This is a genomic window from Paractinoplanes pyxinae (genome assembly GCF_026626335.1).
In the GTDB taxonomy this organism is placed as follows: Bacteria; Actinomycetota; Actinomycetes; order Mycobacteriales; family Micromonosporaceae; genus Actinoplanes; species Actinoplanes pyxinae.
Map to the genome: position 1 here is coordinate 79,525 of NZ_JAPNTZ010000023.1, position 15,816 is coordinate 95,340.

Annotated in this window: 15 protein-coding genes; 10 read left to right on the forward strand and 5 right to left on the reverse strand. The window is 69.6% G+C overall.

Annotation, left to right across the window (positions count from 1 at the left end):
* Positions 1-11 precede the first annotated feature (11 nt).
* The 3 genes from OWR29_RS44145 to OWR29_RS44150 all read left to right on the forward strand — a co-directional run bounded on the left by OWR29_RS44145 (position 12) and on the right by OWR29_RS44150 (position 2,155).
* The gene (locus tag OWR29_RS44145) at positions 12-1,133 is read left to right on the forward strand and encodes a lytic polysaccharide monooxygenase auxiliary activity family 9 protein (protein WP_267569623.1); all 1,122 of its coding nucleotides are present in this window, start codon (positions 12-14) and stop codon (positions 1,131-1,133) included.
* Between the two features lie 142 nt (positions 1,134-1,275).
* Positions 1,276-1,449, forward strand: a complete 174-nt coding sequence (locus OWR29_RS48210; protein WP_369077366.1) for a SitI3 family protein — start codon at positions 1,276-1,278, stop codon at positions 1,447-1,449.
* 4 nt (positions 1,450-1,453) lie between these two features.
* A complete protein-coding gene (locus OWR29_RS44150; protein WP_267569624.1) occupies positions 1,454-2,155 on the forward strand; it encodes a hypothetical protein in 702 nt (233 codons plus the stop codon).
* Here the strand turns inward: OWR29_RS44150 and OWR29_RS44155 are convergent.
* Positions 2,145-4,847 (reverse strand): AfsR/SARP family transcriptional regulator, encoded by a 2,703-nt coding sequence (locus tag OWR29_RS44155; protein ID WP_267569625.1) that lies wholly within the window; start codon positions 4,845-4,847, stop codon positions 2,145-2,147. The two genes, OWR29_RS44150 and OWR29_RS44155, sit on opposite strands and share 11 nt — an antisense overlap.
* A gap of 148 nt (positions 4,848-4,995) precedes the next feature.
* Between OWR29_RS44155 and OWR29_RS44160 the strand changes: the two genes are divergently transcribed.
* Both OWR29_RS44160 and OWR29_RS44165 read left to right on the forward strand, forming a co-directional pair.
* On the forward strand, positions 4,996-5,415 hold the full coding sequence (locus OWR29_RS44160) for a hypothetical protein (RefSeq protein WP_267569626.1): 420 nt from the start codon (positions 4,996-4,998) through the stop codon (positions 5,413-5,415).
* A gap of 88 nt (positions 5,416-5,503) precedes the next feature.
* Entirely contained in the window at positions 5,504-6,700 is a 1,197-nt protein-coding gene (locus OWR29_RS44165) for a cytochrome P450 (RefSeq protein WP_267569627.1), read from the forward strand.
* Here OWR29_RS44165 and OWR29_RS44170 read toward each other — a convergent pair.
* The 3 genes from OWR29_RS44170 to OWR29_RS44180 are packed head-to-tail and all read right to left on the reverse strand — an operon-like array spanning position 6,690 to position 8,126.
* A complete protein-coding gene (locus OWR29_RS44170; protein WP_267569628.1) occupies positions 6,690-7,250 on the reverse strand; it encodes a TetR/AcrR family transcriptional regulator in 561 nt (186 codons plus the stop codon). The two genes, OWR29_RS44165 and OWR29_RS44170, sit on opposite strands and share 11 nt — an antisense overlap.
* Before the next feature lie 43 nt (positions 7,251-7,293).
* The gene (locus tag OWR29_RS44175) at positions 7,294-7,980 is read right to left on the reverse strand and encodes a DsbA family oxidoreductase (protein ID WP_267569629.1); all 687 of its coding nucleotides are present in this window, start codon (positions 7,978-7,980) and stop codon (positions 7,294-7,296) included.
* Complete coding sequence (locus OWR29_RS44180; protein WP_267569630.1) at positions 7,980-8,126, reverse strand: hypothetical protein; 147 nt, start codon at positions 8,124-8,126, stop codon at positions 7,980-7,982. Before OWR29_RS44180 ends, OWR29_RS44175 begins: the two co-directional genes overlap by 1 nt.
* A gap of 230 nt (positions 8,127-8,356) precedes the next feature.
* Here OWR29_RS44180 and OWR29_RS44185 point away from each other — a divergent pair, with 230 nt between their 5' ends.
* The 5 genes from OWR29_RS44185 to OWR29_RS44205 all read left to right on the forward strand — a co-directional run bounded on the left by OWR29_RS44185 (position 8,357) and on the right by OWR29_RS44205 (position 14,992).
* Positions 8,357-9,619, forward strand: coding sequence for an SGNH/GDSL hydrolase family protein (locus tag OWR29_RS44185; RefSeq protein WP_267569631.1), 1,263 nt, complete (start codon positions 8,357-8,359; stop codon positions 9,617-9,619).
* Complete coding sequence (locus tag OWR29_RS44190) at positions 9,616-12,543, forward strand: glycosyl hydrolase 115 family protein (protein WP_267569632.1); 2,928 nt, start codon at positions 9,616-9,618, stop codon at positions 12,541-12,543. The genes OWR29_RS44185 and OWR29_RS44190 overlap by 4 nt, the downstream gene beginning before the upstream one ends.
* A 1-nt stretch (position 12,544) precedes the next feature.
* A complete protein-coding gene (locus tag OWR29_RS44195) occupies positions 12,545-13,801 on the forward strand; it encodes an SGNH/GDSL hydrolase family protein (RefSeq protein WP_267569633.1) in 1,257 nt (418 codons plus the stop codon).
* A gap of 370 nt (positions 13,802-14,171) precedes the next feature.
* A complete protein-coding gene (locus OWR29_RS44200) occupies positions 14,172-14,387 on the forward strand; it encodes a hypothetical protein (protein ID WP_267569634.1) in 216 nt (71 codons plus the stop codon).
* Entirely contained in the window at positions 14,384-14,992 is a 609-nt protein-coding gene (locus OWR29_RS44205) for a DUF2461 domain-containing protein (RefSeq protein ID WP_267569635.1), read from the forward strand. Before OWR29_RS44200 ends, OWR29_RS44205 begins: the two co-directional genes overlap by 4 nt.
* Positions 14,993-15,150: 158 nt before the next feature.
* On the opposite strand, the gene OWR29_RS44210 is transcribed toward OWR29_RS44205, so the two are convergent.
* The gene (locus tag OWR29_RS44210) at positions 15,151-15,795 is read right to left on the reverse strand and encodes a DUF6199 family natural product biosynthesis protein (protein WP_267569636.1); all 645 of its coding nucleotides are present in this window, start codon (positions 15,793-15,795) and stop codon (positions 15,151-15,153) included.
* Positions 15,796-15,816: the final 21 nt, after the last annotated feature.

Consider the following 15,816-nt stretch of genomic DNA (forward strand, 5'->3'; position numbering starts at 1 on the left):
AGCGTCTCTCCATGCGAAAAAAGCTGCTTATGTACGCGGTGAGCGCGCTCGTCGCGGCCGGCGTGGCGGTGGTGGCCACTCCGCCGAGCGCCGCTCAGGCCCACGGCGCGATGATGGTTCCGGGCAGCCGTACGTGGCTCTGCTACAAGGACGGGCGGAACCCGCAGACGGGTGCGATCGAGCCGAAGAACGCGGCCTGTGCGGCTGCCGTGGCCCAGAGCGGCACCACGTCGCTGTACAACTGGTTCGCGGTGCTCCGCTCGGACGGCGCGGGCCGGATGTCGGGGTTCATCCCCGACGGTCAGCTCTGCTCGGGCGGCACCGGGGGCCCGTACAACTTCACGGGTTTCAACCTGCCCCGCAACGACTGGCCGGTGACCCACCTGACGGCGGGCCGGCAGATCCAGGTGCAGTACAACAACTGGGCCAAGCACCCCGGCACGTTCCGCATGTACATCACCAAGGACAGCTGGAGCCCGACCCGGGCCCTGGCCTGGAGTGACCTGGAGTCGGCGCCGTTCGACTCGGTGACCAACCCGCCGGACAGCGGCGGTCCCGGCTCCGACGACGGCCACTACTACTGGAACGCGACGCTGCCGTCCGGCAAGAGCGGGCGCCACCTGATCTACTCGGTGTGGCAGCGCTCGGACAGCAACGAGACGTTCTACGGCTGCTCCGACGTCGTCTTCGACGGCGGCAACGGCGAGGTCACGGGTGTGGGCAACGGCGGCACCACGACGCCACCGCCCACCACCCCGCCCCCGACGACTCCGCCGCCGACCACCCCGCCCCCGACCACGCCGCCGCCGACGACCCCGCCGCCCGCGGGATCGGGCGACTGCTCCGCGATGTTCAACATCACGGGCTCGTGGAACGGCGGCTTCCAGGCCGAGGTGATGGTGCACGCGGGCACCGCGGCGATCAGCAACTGGACGGTCAACTGGACCTGGCCCGGGTCGCAGACCCTGGCCCAGGCCTGGAGCGGCACGGCCACCAGCAGCGGATCGCTGGTCACAGTGAAAAACGTCAACTGGAACGGCACGGTAGCCGCCGGCAAGTACGTGACGTTCGGCCTGATCGGCTCCGGCGCAACGCCACCGTCGGTCAACAACCTGGCCTGCGCCACCGCATGACCTGACCCGCTCCGAAAAGAACCCGGCGGCGGCGCGACCCCATCGCGCCGCCGCCGGCTTTCATTGACCGTTCTGCTTCCCGAAGGTCGTGCGCGGCATCTCGACCGAGGTCGAGGAAAGGTCAAGGTGGGTCAGGCTCAGCGTGTCGTGGTCAGCCTGGAAGTTGCTGGACACTGGCGCGGAGGATGCGACCTTTGACTTCAACGGGGACATCCTGCTGTTCGTCCGGCGGGACGGTGTGCTGACCAAGCACCGGCGCGACACGTGGTGGCAGCGCTACTCGGCCGGGGACCCTTGTGGTGGGGGCGCACTGTGAAGGCATGCAGATCGTCGAGGTGAGCGACTTCGGTGTCCGCTCCGCGGTGCTGCGGCTGACGCGGGCGGGAACGCCACTGCGGTTCGAGTTCTATCCCATGGTTCACGTCGGTGAGCCGGCCTTCTACGCCGCGGTCACCGAGCGGCTGCGCCGGTGCGACCTGGTCGTCGCGGAGGGGGTCGGCCGGGGCGGCAGCTGGGCGGCGGGCGCGTTGAGCTTGAGCTATCAGCTGCCTGCCCGATTCCGGCGGTCCGGCCTGGTCGAACAGGACATCCCGCTGGACTCCCTCGGCGTACCGGTCCGCTACCCCGACCTGACCGGCGAGCAGTTCTCGGCCGGCTGGCAGGCCGTGCCGTGGTGGCAGCGCGCCGTCGCCACCGTCGGGGCGCCGCTGGTCGGCCTCGAGCGGCTGGCGTTCGGGTCGCGCCGTGCGATGGCCGCGGCCATGGAGGTCAGCGACACCGACTGGCGCGAGGAGCTGGCCCGCGCCGAGTCGATGGACGAGCTGCTGTCGCTGATCGGCGAGCAGCGCGACCGCCTGCTGGTCAGCGAACTCGACGACATCCACACTCACCGAGCGCATGAACGCATAACCGTCGGCATCGTCTACGGCGCCAAGCACGTGCCGCCCGCCGTCCACGGCCTGCGCGCCCTGCACCGCTACGCCCCCCGCGGCGCCGAATGGCTGACCGTCATCAACTACTGAGCTTCGCGCGGACGTCGGCTGCGTCAGGATGGCCCAACTCTTCCAGGATTCGCAGGGCCCGGCGCCAGGCTTCGCGGGCCTCGGCCGGGTGGTCGAATTGCTGGTGTACGCCGGCCACGCTGCACAGGGTGTCGGCCTCCAGCCGGCGGTCGCCCAGGTCGTGGAAGATGTCGCGGGCGCGTTCGTAGCTCGCGATCGACCGGCGGTAGTCGCCCAGGTGGCGGTGGACCAGGCCCAGGCTGTCCCAGCCGGTGGCGCGGCCGTGGTGGTCGTCCGCCTCCTCGTAGAACTCCATCGCCCGTACGGAGTGGGACAGGGCCGATTCGGGGTCGTTGCTTTCGACGTCCAGCATGGCGATGTTGTTGTGCGCGGCGGCCTGACCGAAGGCGTCGCCGGCGGCCCGGTACAGCACAAGCGCCTGGTCGGCGTGGGACAGCGAACCGCGCAGGTCGCCCTCGCTGTACGCCTGGACGCACAGGCTCAGGCAGATGTTGGCCTGGCCGGTGTGGTCGCCGAGCTCGCCGAACAGAGCCAGCGCGGCCTGCAGGTGGTGAACGGCATGCTTGTGATCCTGCAGCACGTCGTACGAGAAGCCGAGGCCGTGGTGGCTGTGCGCCTGCCCGGCCCGGTCGGCCGATCGGGCGGCCGCCGTGAGGGCGGTGTGCTGGATCGCCACCAGCTCGGGCCACTGGCCGCGCCGGTCCAGGAAGTCCCACAGCGTCCACGCCAGCTGCCAGGCGTGCGTGTCGTGGCCGTCGCCGGCGGCCAGCTCGATCGCCGCGAACAGCACGGGATGTTCGGCGGTGAACCACGCGGTCGCCTCACGGTGGCTCGTCAGGGATTCGGGCGTCACGGCTGGGCTGAGCGGTGTGAGGGCTATCGGGTGGCGCCGCGGATAGAGCAGGAGGGCGGCCCGGTGCGCGGTGTGCAGGTAGTGGTCGAGCAGGCGGGTGGTGGCGGCCTGCGAGTCCTCGTTCCGTGACAGCTCGGCCGCGTAGGCCCGCAGCAGGTCGTGAAGGTTGAATCGGCCGGGGGAGTGCTCGGTTATCAGGTGAGCGTCGGCCAGGCGGTTGAGCAAGTTCCGCGTACGCGTAAGGGAAAGCCCGACCAGGCTGGCCGCCGCTGGTGTGGTGACGTCCGGGCCGGGGTGACGACCCAGCAGCCGGAACAGGTCGGCCGTCTCGGCGTCCAGCGCCCGGTAGGACCACGAGAAGATGGCTCGGGCGCCGGCCAGGGCGTCGGGCACGCCACCGGCCTCGTTCAGTTCCTCGGCCAGGGCGGCCAGGGGGAGCGCCGGCCGGGTGGCGGCGCGGGCGGCCGCGACCACGATGGCCAGGGGCAGGCGGGCGCACGCGGCGATGATGCCGTCGACCGCGATCGGCTCGGCGGCGACCCGCTTCTCGCCGAGCCGCCGGGCCAGCAGGCCGCGGGCCTCGGCCGGGCTCAGCAGGTCGAGCTGCACCGGGTGCGCGCCCTCGGCGGCGACCAGGCCGGTCAGCTGGTTGCGGCTCGTCACGAGTACGAGGCATCCGGCCGTACCGGGAAGCAGTGAACGCACCTGGGCGGCGTCGCGCGCGTTGTCGAGCACGACCAGCACTCGCTTACCGGCCAGCAGGCTGCGGTAGAGGGCCGTCTGGGCGTCCAGCCCGGCGGGCAGCTGCTGCGGCGGCACCTGCAACGCGTACAGGAAACCTCGAACGGCATCGGCGGGCGTCACGACCGCGCCGTCCGGCCCGAAGCCGCGCAGATTCATGTACAGCTGGCCGTCGGGGAAACACGCGGCGACGCGATGGGCCCAGTGGACGGCGAGCGCGGTCTTGCCCACGCCGGCCGTGCCCGACAGCGCCGAGACGATCACCGCGGTCGGCTGATCGTCGGCGGTAGCCAGCGTCTCGTCCAGCTGGGCCAGCTCATCGGAACGGCCGGTGAAGCCGCGTACGTCGAGGGGCAGCTGCGCGGGTGCCTTCGTACCGGGGACCGGAACTTCCTGACGCAGGATCGCCTGATGCAGCTCCTGCAGCTGCGGTCCGGGGTCGATGCCGAGCTCGTCGACCAGCCGCTGCCGCCAGGAAAGATAGAACTGGGCGGCTTCCGCGCTGCGGCCGGCGGCGTGCAGAGCGCGCATCAGCAGGGCGGCGATCGACTCGGCGAAGGGCTCCTCGCCGGACAGACCGGTGAGCACGGGGATCACCGGCTCGAAGACACCGTCTTCCAGCTGCGCTCGCGCCCAGCTCTCGGTCGCCTCCAGGTATTCAGGCCGCCAACTTCGGCGGCACTGCGTCGCCCACTCGCCGGTCAGACCGGTCAGCGGCTCGCCCCGCCAAAGTTCGCGGGCCCGGCCGAGCAACGCGACACGGTCGGCCGGCAATCGGCGGGCCTGCTCGGTGAGGCTCCGGAAGGAGTGCCGGTCGGTCGCCGCCTCGAGGAGGTAGCCGCCCGACCGCCGGCTCAGTGTGGCGCCGTCGCCGATCTGCTCGAGCAGGCGCCGGATCCGGGTGATGTGCACGTGCAGCGCGCGGCGGGCGCCGTTCGGAGCCTCGTCCCACACCCGGTCGATCAACGTCTCGGCGGTCAGCGGCCGGCCCGCGTCGGCCGCCAGCGCGGCCAGCACGTGGCGCTGCTGACGCGGCCCGGCGTCCCACACGCGGCCCGCCGCGTGCACCTCGACCGGACCGAGAAGTCGTACCTCCATCGCGGCCCCACGATATTCGAGTGTGTCGATGCCCTTGTGGGCAGGCCGACAACATTCCATTAACAAATCGGCTCATGTCCACCCCGCACACTTCCTCAGCGCACGCTTCCTCAGCGCACGAGTCGTCATTCACGGGAGGAAAATCGACATGAGCCTTCGCCGTAGTTTCTTCGCCGCTGCCGCGGTGGCGGGCCTGCTGAGCACGGCGGTCGCCGTCGCGGTCACGCCGTCGCCCGCCCAGGCCGCGGACAACTGCACGACCTCCGGCGCCCACACGATCGCGACCGTCTTCACCCGGTCCCGCGGCATCGAGTTGCGGGCCAACACCGTCTCGAACCGCAATCTGCAGTGCGCGTGGGGCCGGATCGTCAACGGCTCCCCGGGCGACCGGGTGTGGGTCGACCGCAGCTGGGACGGCGGCAACACCTGGGAGCAGCTGAGCATCAAGACCATCCAGACCGGGGGCAGCATCCCCACCGAGCCCTACAACGACGCCTACAAGCGGATGCGCGCCTGCGGCCACGCGGCGGGTTACCCGTCGGACGTCGTCTGCACCATCTGGTGGTAGCGGCACGGCAGCCGGCCGCACGGCCGGCTGTCACCCACAGCCGAATCTGGCATAGATAACGATCAGTGGATTCGGCCAGACTCGGCCCATGAGGGAATACGACCTGTTCGCCCCCGAGGCGCTGGCGGACCCCAACGCCTTCCTGCACAAGGTCCGGGCCGAGAGCCCGATCGCGCGGCTGCCGCAGCTCGACGCGTACCTGCTGACCCGGTACGCGGACGTCAACGCGGCACTGCGCGACAAACGCATGGACAGCGCGAACATGCTGCGCGTGCTGGATCGCCTGACCCCGGCCGAGCGCGAGGAGCTGGCGCCGGTCACGCGGTTCGTCGCGATGTGGATGGGCCACACGGTGCCGGCCGACCACGTGCGGTTCCAGCAGCTTCTCAAGCGCTACTTCACGCCGGCGATGGTCGACCGGCTGCGGCCGCGGGTGCGCGAGTTCACCCACGAGCTGCTCGACGCGGTCGCGCCGAAGGGCCACATGGACGTGGTCAGCGACCTGGCCTATCCGTTGCCCGCCAACGTGATCGCCGAGCTGCTCGGCATGCCGGTCAGCGACCGCGAGCAGCTGCAGGCGTGGTCGCGCGACATCCTGCCCATCTTCGGCCACGGCGATCTGCAGTCGCTGCTGCACGCCCAGCGCAGCATGCTGGAGATGCACGACTACCTGCGCGTGATCGCGGCCGAGCGCCGCCGTGAGCCTCGAGAAGACGTATTGAGTACGTTCGTCGCGGCCGAAGCCGAGGGAATCCTCACCGAGGACGAGGCGGTGGCCAACTGTGTGCTGCTGCTGTTCGCCGGTCACGAGACCACGGCCAACCTGATCGCCAACGGGCTCGTGCTGCTGTTCGACAACCCGGACCAGATGGCGTTGCTCCGCGAGGACCCCGGCCGAATGCCTCTCGCCGTCGAGGAAATGCTGCGGTGCGACGGCCCGGCCGGAGTGATCGGCCGCGTCGCCACCAAGCCGGTCGAGCTCGCCGGGCACGAAGTGCCGGCCGGCAAGCACGTCTATCTGGCTCTCAACGCGGCCAACCGCGACCCGGACGTCTTTGGAGACCCGGACCGCTTCGACGTCACCCGACAGGGCGCCCGGCACCTCAGCTTCGGCATGGGCACCTACTACTGCCTGGGCGCGGCACTCGCCCGCATGGAGACGGACGAGTGCCTGCGCATCCTGCTCGACCGGTGCCCCGACCTGAAGCCCGCCTACAGCCGGCCGGACTGGCTGCCGGTACCGCCGATCGGGCACCGCCTCGTGACGTTGCCGGTCACATTCTGAACGTGCGGAGGCCGCGCAAAACGAAGTCGAGGCGGCGGCGGTAGTCGTCACGGGTCTGCTGGTCGCAGGCGCGCGCGATGACGCCTCGCTCCAGGATGAGGTAGACCAGGTCGTCGGGGGTGATGTCGGCCCGCACGACGCCGGCGGCCTGTGCCTCGTACAGCAGACGACTGCCGAACTGGCAGGCGCGCCAGAACAGCTCGGTCAGCGGCTCGGACTCGGGGAGCACCCGCATCAGGACGTCGTTGGCGGCCGGCTCGTCGTACTGCAGCAGCCACGTGCGCAGCAGATACTCCTCGAAGCGGAGCAGCGGCGGGCCGTCCAGGGCGTCGACCGCCTCGATGATGCCGGCGATGCGCTCGGCCACCAGCTCCTCCACCACCGCGTTGATCAGGCCGGTGCGGCTGCCGAAGCGGTGGTAGATGGTGCCCTTGCTGACGCCGGCGGCCTTGGCCACCTCGTCGAGCGGGGTGGTCAGGCCGCCGGTGCGGAAGACGTCGAGGGCAGCCTGACGGATGCCCTCGACGTTGCGTCTCGCGTCGGCTCTCATGCGGTGTCAGCTCTCATGCGGCACCGGCTCGGGCGGCGTCGGCTCATGCCGGGGATGCTGCCCTGTCCTGCCAGGTGACGTCCAGCGCCTGGCGGAAGAGCTCGACCGGCTGGGCGCCGGAGACGGCCCGCTTGTTGTCGAAGACGAAGAACGGGACGCCGCTGATGCCGAGCTCGCGGGCCCGGGACAGGTCGGCCCTGATGTCCTGCTCGTAGGCCTTGGTCTCGAGCGCCTTCAGCGCCTCGGCGCGGTCGAGCCCGAGGTCGGCGGCGAGATCGGCCAGGACGCCGTGGTCGGCCAGGTTGAGGCCGTCGGTGAACTCGGCCCGGAACAACCGGTCGACCATGGCCGGCTCCTGATCGTGGGCCTTGGCCAGGTGAATCATGCGGTGGGCGTCGAGGGTGTTGATCATCATCGACTTCGGGAACTGGTAGTCGAGCCCCGACTGGGCGCCCCGGGCCGACAGCTGGGCGTGCGAGGCCTCGATCTGGGCCTTGGGCATGCCGTACTGCTGGGCCAGATAGTCGTCGGCCAGCACGGCTTCGCCCACGGGGAAGCCGGGGTTGAGCTGGAAGCTGTGATAGCGCACCTGCACCGAGCTGCCGTGCGGGTGCTGCTCGATCGCCTCTTTGAGGATGGCGTTGCCCAGGTAGCAGAACGGGCAGACGACGTCGCTCCAGACGTCGATGAGGATCGGCTCGGCGGCGCGGCCGAAGACGCTGGCGCTCATCAGTCGCACCACCCGTCGACGGCGCATACACCGGACTCGTCCAGCGGCTCCAGCATGATCAGCGGCGCGGGTGCGGGTTCGGCGGCGGGCGCGGCGGCCTCGGCCTCGACCTGCTGGTCGTCCTCGACGACATTACTTGACGGCATGGTCAAGAAGTTACTCCTAACTTGACTACACCGACAAGTTAGTGAAAGTTCCGACGTTTCTCGGGACTGCGTCAGCCGGCACCGCGTGCTTGATCAAGGCGCGGAATCTTGACGACATAGATGGTCGCCTTTACGTTACGAGAGACCGACCGATGTGTTTCCGAAACTTCCGGCCACCACGGGAGTTTCGATGCTTCCTGTCCCCGGTGCGGCCGAGAAGGAGCTCCCGCATGCCCACCCGACGCGAATTACTCGCTCTTACTTCCGGCGCGGCCGTCACCGCCGCGGCCGGGCTACCCGTTCCCGCCCAAGCCCATTCCGCCTCCCGGGGCAGCGGCTGGACCGCCACCTGGGCCGCGGCCCCCACGACCATCCCGCCCACCCCGCCGACCGTCCTCGCCAACCAGACCGTGCGGCAGATCGTCCACTGCAGCCTCGGCGGCGACGAGATCCGCGTCCGGGTCACCAACGAGTTCGGCGCCGGGCCGCTGCGCATCGGCGCCGTCCGGGTGGCCCTGCGGGCGGGCGACGGCGCGAGCACCGCCATCGTCCCCGGCTCGGATCGGCGGGTGACGTTCAGCAACCGGGCCGACGTGACCCTGCCGGCCGGCTCGCCGCTGGTCAGCGACCCCGTACGGCTTCGGGTGCCGCCCGGCGGCGACCTGGCCGTCAGCCTCTATCTGCCGGCCCGCACCCCGGTGACCACCCTGGCCGCGTTCGCCTTTCAGGACAACGTGATCGCCGACGGCGACGTCACCGCCGCGCGTACCGTCACCCCGGTCTCGACCATCGGGCAGTACCTGTTCCTCTCGGGTGTGGCCGTCCGCAGCGATGCCGAAGCGATCGTCACGCTCGGCGACTCGATCACCAACGGCGCCAACACGCAGAACAACCTCAACCACCGCTGGCCCGACCTGCTCGCGGCCCGCCTCCGCACGTTCGGGGTGGCCAACGTCGGCATCTCGGGCAACCGGCTGCTGCACGACCCGAACCCGGCGCCGGGCAGCGACGCCGAGGGCTTCGCCGCGTACTTCGGGCACAGCGGTTTGCGGCGCTTCGACCGCGACGTGGTCGCCCAGCCCGGCGCCGGCTATCTGATCGTGCTGCTCGGGGTCAACGACCTCGGGCACCCGGGCACGGTCGCGCCCGCCTCCGAGGTGGTCACGGCCGACGATCTGATCGGCGGGCACCGGCAGCTGATCGCCCGCGCGCACGCGGCCGGGCTGGTCGCGATCGGCGCCACGATTCTTCCGTTCAAGGGGGACACGTTGGGTTTCTACAGCGAGGCCAACGAGCGCAAACGCGACGTGCTCAACCGCTGGATCCGGTCCGGCGGCGAGTACGACGGGGTGATCGACTTCGACCGGGCCATGCGCGACCCGGCCGACCCGCTGCGGCTGAACCCGGCCTACGACAGCGGGGACGGGCTGCATCCCAATGACGCCGGCATGGCCGCGATGGCCGCCGCCGTTCCGCTGAGGCTGTTCCGATGAGGGCGGCCCTGGTCGGGGCGCTGGCGCTCGTGCTGATCACGCCGACGCCGGCCGGCGCCCACAAAACCGATAAGCCATCCGCTTCGTACGTGTCTGTGGACAACGGGCCGGGCCGCTTCCCGTTGCGGGGCGCGCCCATCGTGGTCAGCAAGGACGACTACGCCGGGGTGATCCGGGTTGCCGACGACCTGCAGACCGACCTCGAGAAGGTGACCGGTGTGAAGCCGGCGGTCGGCCACGACACAATTCCGGCCGGGCGCGACCCGGTCATCGTCGGCACCATCGGCAAGAGCCCGCTCATCGACCGGATCATCGCGCGCGGAAAGCTCGATGTGCGCGGTGTGCAAGGCAAGTGGGAAACCACGGTCGAGCAGGTCGTGACGGATCCGCTTCCCGGCGTACGGCGTGCTTTTGTCATTGCCGGAAGCGACCAGCGGGGCAGCATCTACGGCGCGTACGACCTCTCGCGGAAGATCGGTATCTCGCCCTGGCACTTCTGGGACGACGTGCCCGTTCAGAAGAAGGCCCAGCTGTATGTGCTGCCGGGCCGGCACACGCAGGGCACGCCGAAGGTGAAATACCGCGGGTTCTTCATCAACGACGAGAACCCGGCCACCGGCACGTGGGCGCCCGGCTACTTCGGACCGGGCAAGGCGCCCGGCTATCCGGGTGGGTTGAACAGCGCGTACTACGCCAAGGTGTTCGAGACAATGCTGCGGCTCAAGGCCAATTATCTGTGGCCGGCGGTGTGGGGCCGGGCGTTCGCCGAGGACGATCCGCTCAACCACGCCACCGCCACTTTCTACGGCGTCGTCATGGGCACGTCGCACGAGGCGCCGATGATGCGCGGCATCGAGGAATGGAACCGGCACCCGACCGGAACCGGGGAATGGAGTTTCCGCCGGAATGCCGACGCCATCAAGGCGTACTGGCGGGACGGCGCCGAACGGATGCGCGACCAGAACATCGAGGGTGTCATCACGCTCGGCATGCGCGGGAACGGCGACGTGTCGCTGCCCGACGGCGACGGCATCGACCTGATGTCGTCCATCATCGACAGCCAGCGGCAGATCCTGCGCGAGACCGGGCTGATCGACCGGCCGCAGGTGCAGACCCTCTACAAAGAGGTGCAGCGCTACTGGGACAACGGCTATCGGCCGCCGGACGACGTCACGGTCGTGTTCTGCGACGACAACTGGGGCAACATGCGGAAGCTGCCCGATCCGTCGCTGCCGGCCCGCAGCGGGGGCTACGGCATGTACTACCACTTCGATTACGTGGGCGACGGGCGTAACTACAAGTGGGCCGACACCATCAACCTCACCAACACGTGGGAGCAGCTTCATCTCGCGTACAGCAAAGGGGTTGACCGTCTCTGGGTGGTGAACGTGGGCGACCTCAAGAACGAGGAGCTGCCCACCCAGTTCTTCCTCGACTACGCGTGGAACCCGGACGCGATTCCGGTGAGCGGGCTCGACGAATGGACCACGTCGTACGCCGCGGAGAACTTCGGGCCTTCGCTGGCGCCGGCCGTCGCGAAATTGCTCGACGAGTACGGGTTCCTGCAGTCCCGCCGCAAGCCGGAGTTGCTGAACCGGCGGATCACGCTCGACGCGAACGGCGCCGTTGTCTACGACGACCAGGCGACGCCGTTCAGCCTCACCGACTACGGCGAGATGGACCGGGTCACCGAGGAATGGATCGACCTGGCCCGGCGAGCGGACCGAGTGAAGGCGAAGGTGCCGGCCGCCTGGCAGGATGCGTTCTATCAGCTCGTGTATTACCAGATCAAGGACACGGCGCTCATCTACGAACTGCGGCGCGCGGAGTTCACGAACATCGCCTATGCCGCTCAGGGGCGGGCGTTGACGAACAAGCTCGCCGACACTGCCGAACGGCTGTTCGCCGAGGACCAGGCGATGAGCGATTACTACAACAACACGCTGGCCGGCGGGAAGTGGAAGAACTGGCAGCTGCAGCCCAAGATCGGGTACGGGAACGTCGAGCGGTACGGGCCGAACGCGCCCTGGCAGCAGCCGGAACTGAACAACGTCGCACTGCCGGACGAGATCTACCCGTACCTGAAACGCATCGAACTGCCGGCGGGCAGTAAACTGGGCGTCGGGTTGGACGGGGGCGACCCGGTGAAGCTGCCGGCGTTCAGCCCGTGGCAGGCGCAGCGGCCGCAGTACATCGACGTCTACAACAAGGGCGCCACGCCGTTCCGGTACCGGATCACCACGGGCGCTTCGTGGGTGCACGTGGCGCCGGCCGCGGGTGTCGTGGACGACCAGGTGCGAGCGACAGTGCGCGTCGACTGGCGCCGGGCGCCGAAGGGTGTGACCACCGTGCCGATCACCGTGACCGGGGCCGGCAAGTCAGTCGTCGTTGAGGCGCCGATCGACAACCCGACGGTCAAGCCGGTCGGATTCCTCGAGGCCAACGGGTACGTGGCCATGGAGGCCGACCACTACACCGGCAAGACCGGGAAGTGGCAACTGCTGCCGGGCATCGGCAAGACGGGCAACGGGCTCACGCCGGTGGGCGGCGCCGACGCGCGGCTCGAGTACAAGATGACGCTCACGAGCGGCGGTCCGGTGAACGTGACCGCTTACCTTTCGCCGCGCAACAACGTGCTGCCGGGGGACGGGCTCAAGTACGCGGTGTCCATCGACGGGCAGACGCCGCAGGTCGTGAACATAACGACGGCCACCGGCGCCAACGACACGACCATGAACCGGCAGTGGGCGCGCAACACTTCGGACAACATCAATCGCACGACGACTGTTCATTCGGTGTCGCCTGGTGTCCATACGCTCAAGTTCTGGGCCGTCGACCCGACAGTGATCGTGCAACGGCTGGTCGTGGACACCGGGGGCGTCAAGTACAGCTACCTCGGGCCGCCCGAGAGCCGGAGGTCCTGACATGCGCCGACGGACATTGCTGAGCCTGGGCGGGGTGGCTGCGCTGCCCGTGCCTGTCTCCTCGTCACTTGCCGGTGGCCCGTCGCTGGGCGGCGGCGGCCGGCGGCGGTGGATCCACACGTGGACCGCCATGCCGCAGTTGACCGAGCCGAACAATCTGCCGCCGGCGCCGTTCACAGGTGAGAGTTCGGTGCTCGTGGACACCACGTTGCGTCAGACAGTGCACGTTTCGATCGGCGGATTGCACGTTCGTGTTCGTTTGTCGAACGCTTTCGGCGGTGCGGCGCTGCCTTTGACGTCGGTGGCGGTGGCCAAGCCGGTCGGTGGCCGGGCCGGGGTGTCGGCGATCATGCCGGGGTCGAGCCGGCCGCTCACGTTCGGCGGGCGGCCTTCGGTGACCGTGCCGGTCGGTGCGCAGATCGTGTCGGATCCGGTGGCCTTGCCGGTGGAGCGCGGCGAGAACCTGACCATCACCGCGTACCTGGCGACGGGGCAGGCGACGCTCAACCTCACCTCGCATCCGGGGTCGCGCACCACTTCGTACCTGGTCGGGGGTGACTTCGTTTCCGCGCCGGACCTCGTGGGTGCGGTCGGCGTCGCGCATTGGTACCTGATCAGCGGCGTCGAGGTGCAGGCGGACGTGCCGGCGCTGGCCATCGTCGGGGATTCGCTGACCGACGGGCGGGGCTCGACGACCGACGGCAACGACCGCTGGCCCGACCAGCTGTTCGCTCGAGGCGTGCGCGCGGCCGTGCTCAACCAGGCGGCCGGCGGCAACCGGGTGCTCAACGACGGGCTAGGACCGAACGTGCTCGCCCGGCTCGACCGGGACGTGCTCGCGACGAGCGGCGTCGACCGCATGTTGTTGTTCGAAGGTGTCAACGACATCGGCACGGCGCCGGCCACCGTCGCCGACCAGAAGGCGGTGGTGGACGATCTGCTGGTCGCGTTCGAACAGATCGCGCTGCGGGCGCACGCCGAAGGCCTCAAGGTCTACGGCGCGACGATCACGCCGTTCGGCGGCAACACCGGCTACGACGACCCCGGCGGCTTGCGCGAGGCTTCCCGTACGGCGGTCAACGCCGCAATCCGTCGGGGCGCCCTCTTCGACGGCGTAGCCGACTTCGACGCCGCGGTCCGCGACCCGGCCGCGCCACGGCAGCTCCTTCCGGCGTATGACACGGGCGACCATCTGCATCTGAACCCGGCCGGCTACGGAGCCATCGCACGGGCTGTGCCTTTGCGCTGGCTCACCTGAGAGTCGCCTTCTCGCGCGGAATCGCGGCCTGTGTGGTCGTGGTTCCGCGCGGGATGGGCGCCTGAGCGGTTGCTTTCCCGCGCGGGATCGCCGCCTCAGTGGTCGCTGTCCCGCGGGATCGTCGCCTGAGTGGCTGCCGTGCCGTGCGAGATCGCTGCTTGAGCGGTTGGTCGCTTGCGAGGCCGCTGCTTGAGCGGTCGCTCTCTTACGGGGTCACCGCATGGCTGTTTATGCACGTTCGCTCATGGCTGTGCAGCATCGCTCACCCGACGGGGCTGGTTGTGCACGGGCGCTACGTTGCAGGTGATGGGCTACCCGCGCGGGGTCGGGTGGAGTTGCGGCGGTATGGGGGTGGGGGCACGATCGCGGCATGGAGGAGGAGCCTCGGTATGCGCTTCGGCGTGGGGCGGTGGCATTGACTCGACGGCAGTGGGGCGCGTTTGTAGGCGTGCTTGTCGTGGGTGTCGTTTTGGCGGTCGTGCTCATGGTGGCCGTGAAATTGTCCGCGGGCGCGATCGTGCTGGGCCTCACGGCGGTGGCCTTGGGCCTGATGGCGGGGATCTGGCGTGCCAGAATCGGGCCGTGACGTTCCGGGGATGGGCCAGCGAGGCGCTCGAGTTCTATGACGGGCTTGAGGCCGACAACTCCAAGACGTACTGGACGGCGCACCTCGCCTTTTATGAGGAGAAGGTTCGCGAGCCGATGCGGGAGTTGCTGGCCGAGCTCGAACCGGAGTTCGGGCCGGGGAAGATCTTCCGGCCGTACCGGGATGTGCGGTTCAGCAAGGACAAGACGCCGTACAAGACGCACCTCGGGGCTTGGCTCGAGATGGGCGGGTACATCCAGCTGTCGGGGAACGGGCTGGCCGCGGGATGCGGGATGTACCAGTTGGAGAAGGACCAGCTCGCCCGCTACCGGCAGGCGGTGGCCGACGACAAGACGGGCGGCGAACTCGCCGGAATCCTCGAGACGGTCGAAGGCGTGCACGGGCACGGGTCGCTGAAGACGGCGCCGCGGGGCTATGACAAGGACCATCCGCGCGCCGATCTGCTGCGGCACAAGGGGCTGACCACGTGGCGGGAGTGGGAGCCGGCGCCCTGGCTCGGCACGGCGGCGGCCAAGAAGCGGATCGTCGACTTCCTGCGGGCGAGCCGGCCGCTGAAGGACTGGCTGGACACGCACGTACGGTGACCTTCAAGCGGCCAGCTGTCGCCAAGCGGCCGGCTGTCGCCAAGCGGCTGGCTGTCGCCAAGCGGCCGGCTGTCGTCAAGCGGCCGGCTGTCGTCAAGCGGCCGGCTGTCGCCAAGCGGCCGGCTGCCGCCGGCTCAGGTCACGGCCGTCCTGGATGGTCAGCGGCCGATGGCCTCGGTCTTGGTGCTCTGGTCGATCAGCGGGCGGTCGCCGAGCGGGGCGGTAAGGGTGACCGGGTAGAGGCGGACCGGCGGGACCGGTGATGTGCGGTCGGCGTCGCACAGGATCTTCGCCTGCGTGCACGACCCGGTCAGTGTCACGGTCACCTGCTGGGTGGACTCCTGCACGTTCAGGGCGTCGACGCGGTAGGCGCCGTCGACGGCGATGAGCAGGTTGGCGCCCGTCGGCACGTTCAGGTCGAACGGGTTCGCCTTGTCGATGGTCGCGTAACGCCAGACGGCCAGCGGTCCGGTCGAACTTCCGCCGGCGGCGGCGCTGCTGGTCGCGGGTAGCGGGGTCAGCTCGACGTGGGTGGTGCCGAAGCGCTGCTCGCGGGCCTGGCGGATGTCGTCGGCGTCGCGCTGGGTCGCGTTGGCGCGGATCAGGTAGCCGCCCAGGATGACGACCAGCAGGATCGTGCCGACGCCGGCCGCGCGCCCGAGGTTGTAGGAGAGGTCGCTCGGCTCGTTGGCGTCCGGGTCGCGGTAACGCCAGGCGTTCAGCGTCAGCCACTGATGCCGCGGCGCGATGACGGTCCACAACGCGAAAGCGATCAGCGCCAGCCCACCGATGATCAATCCCACGCGGCCCAGTGTGGCAAAGCC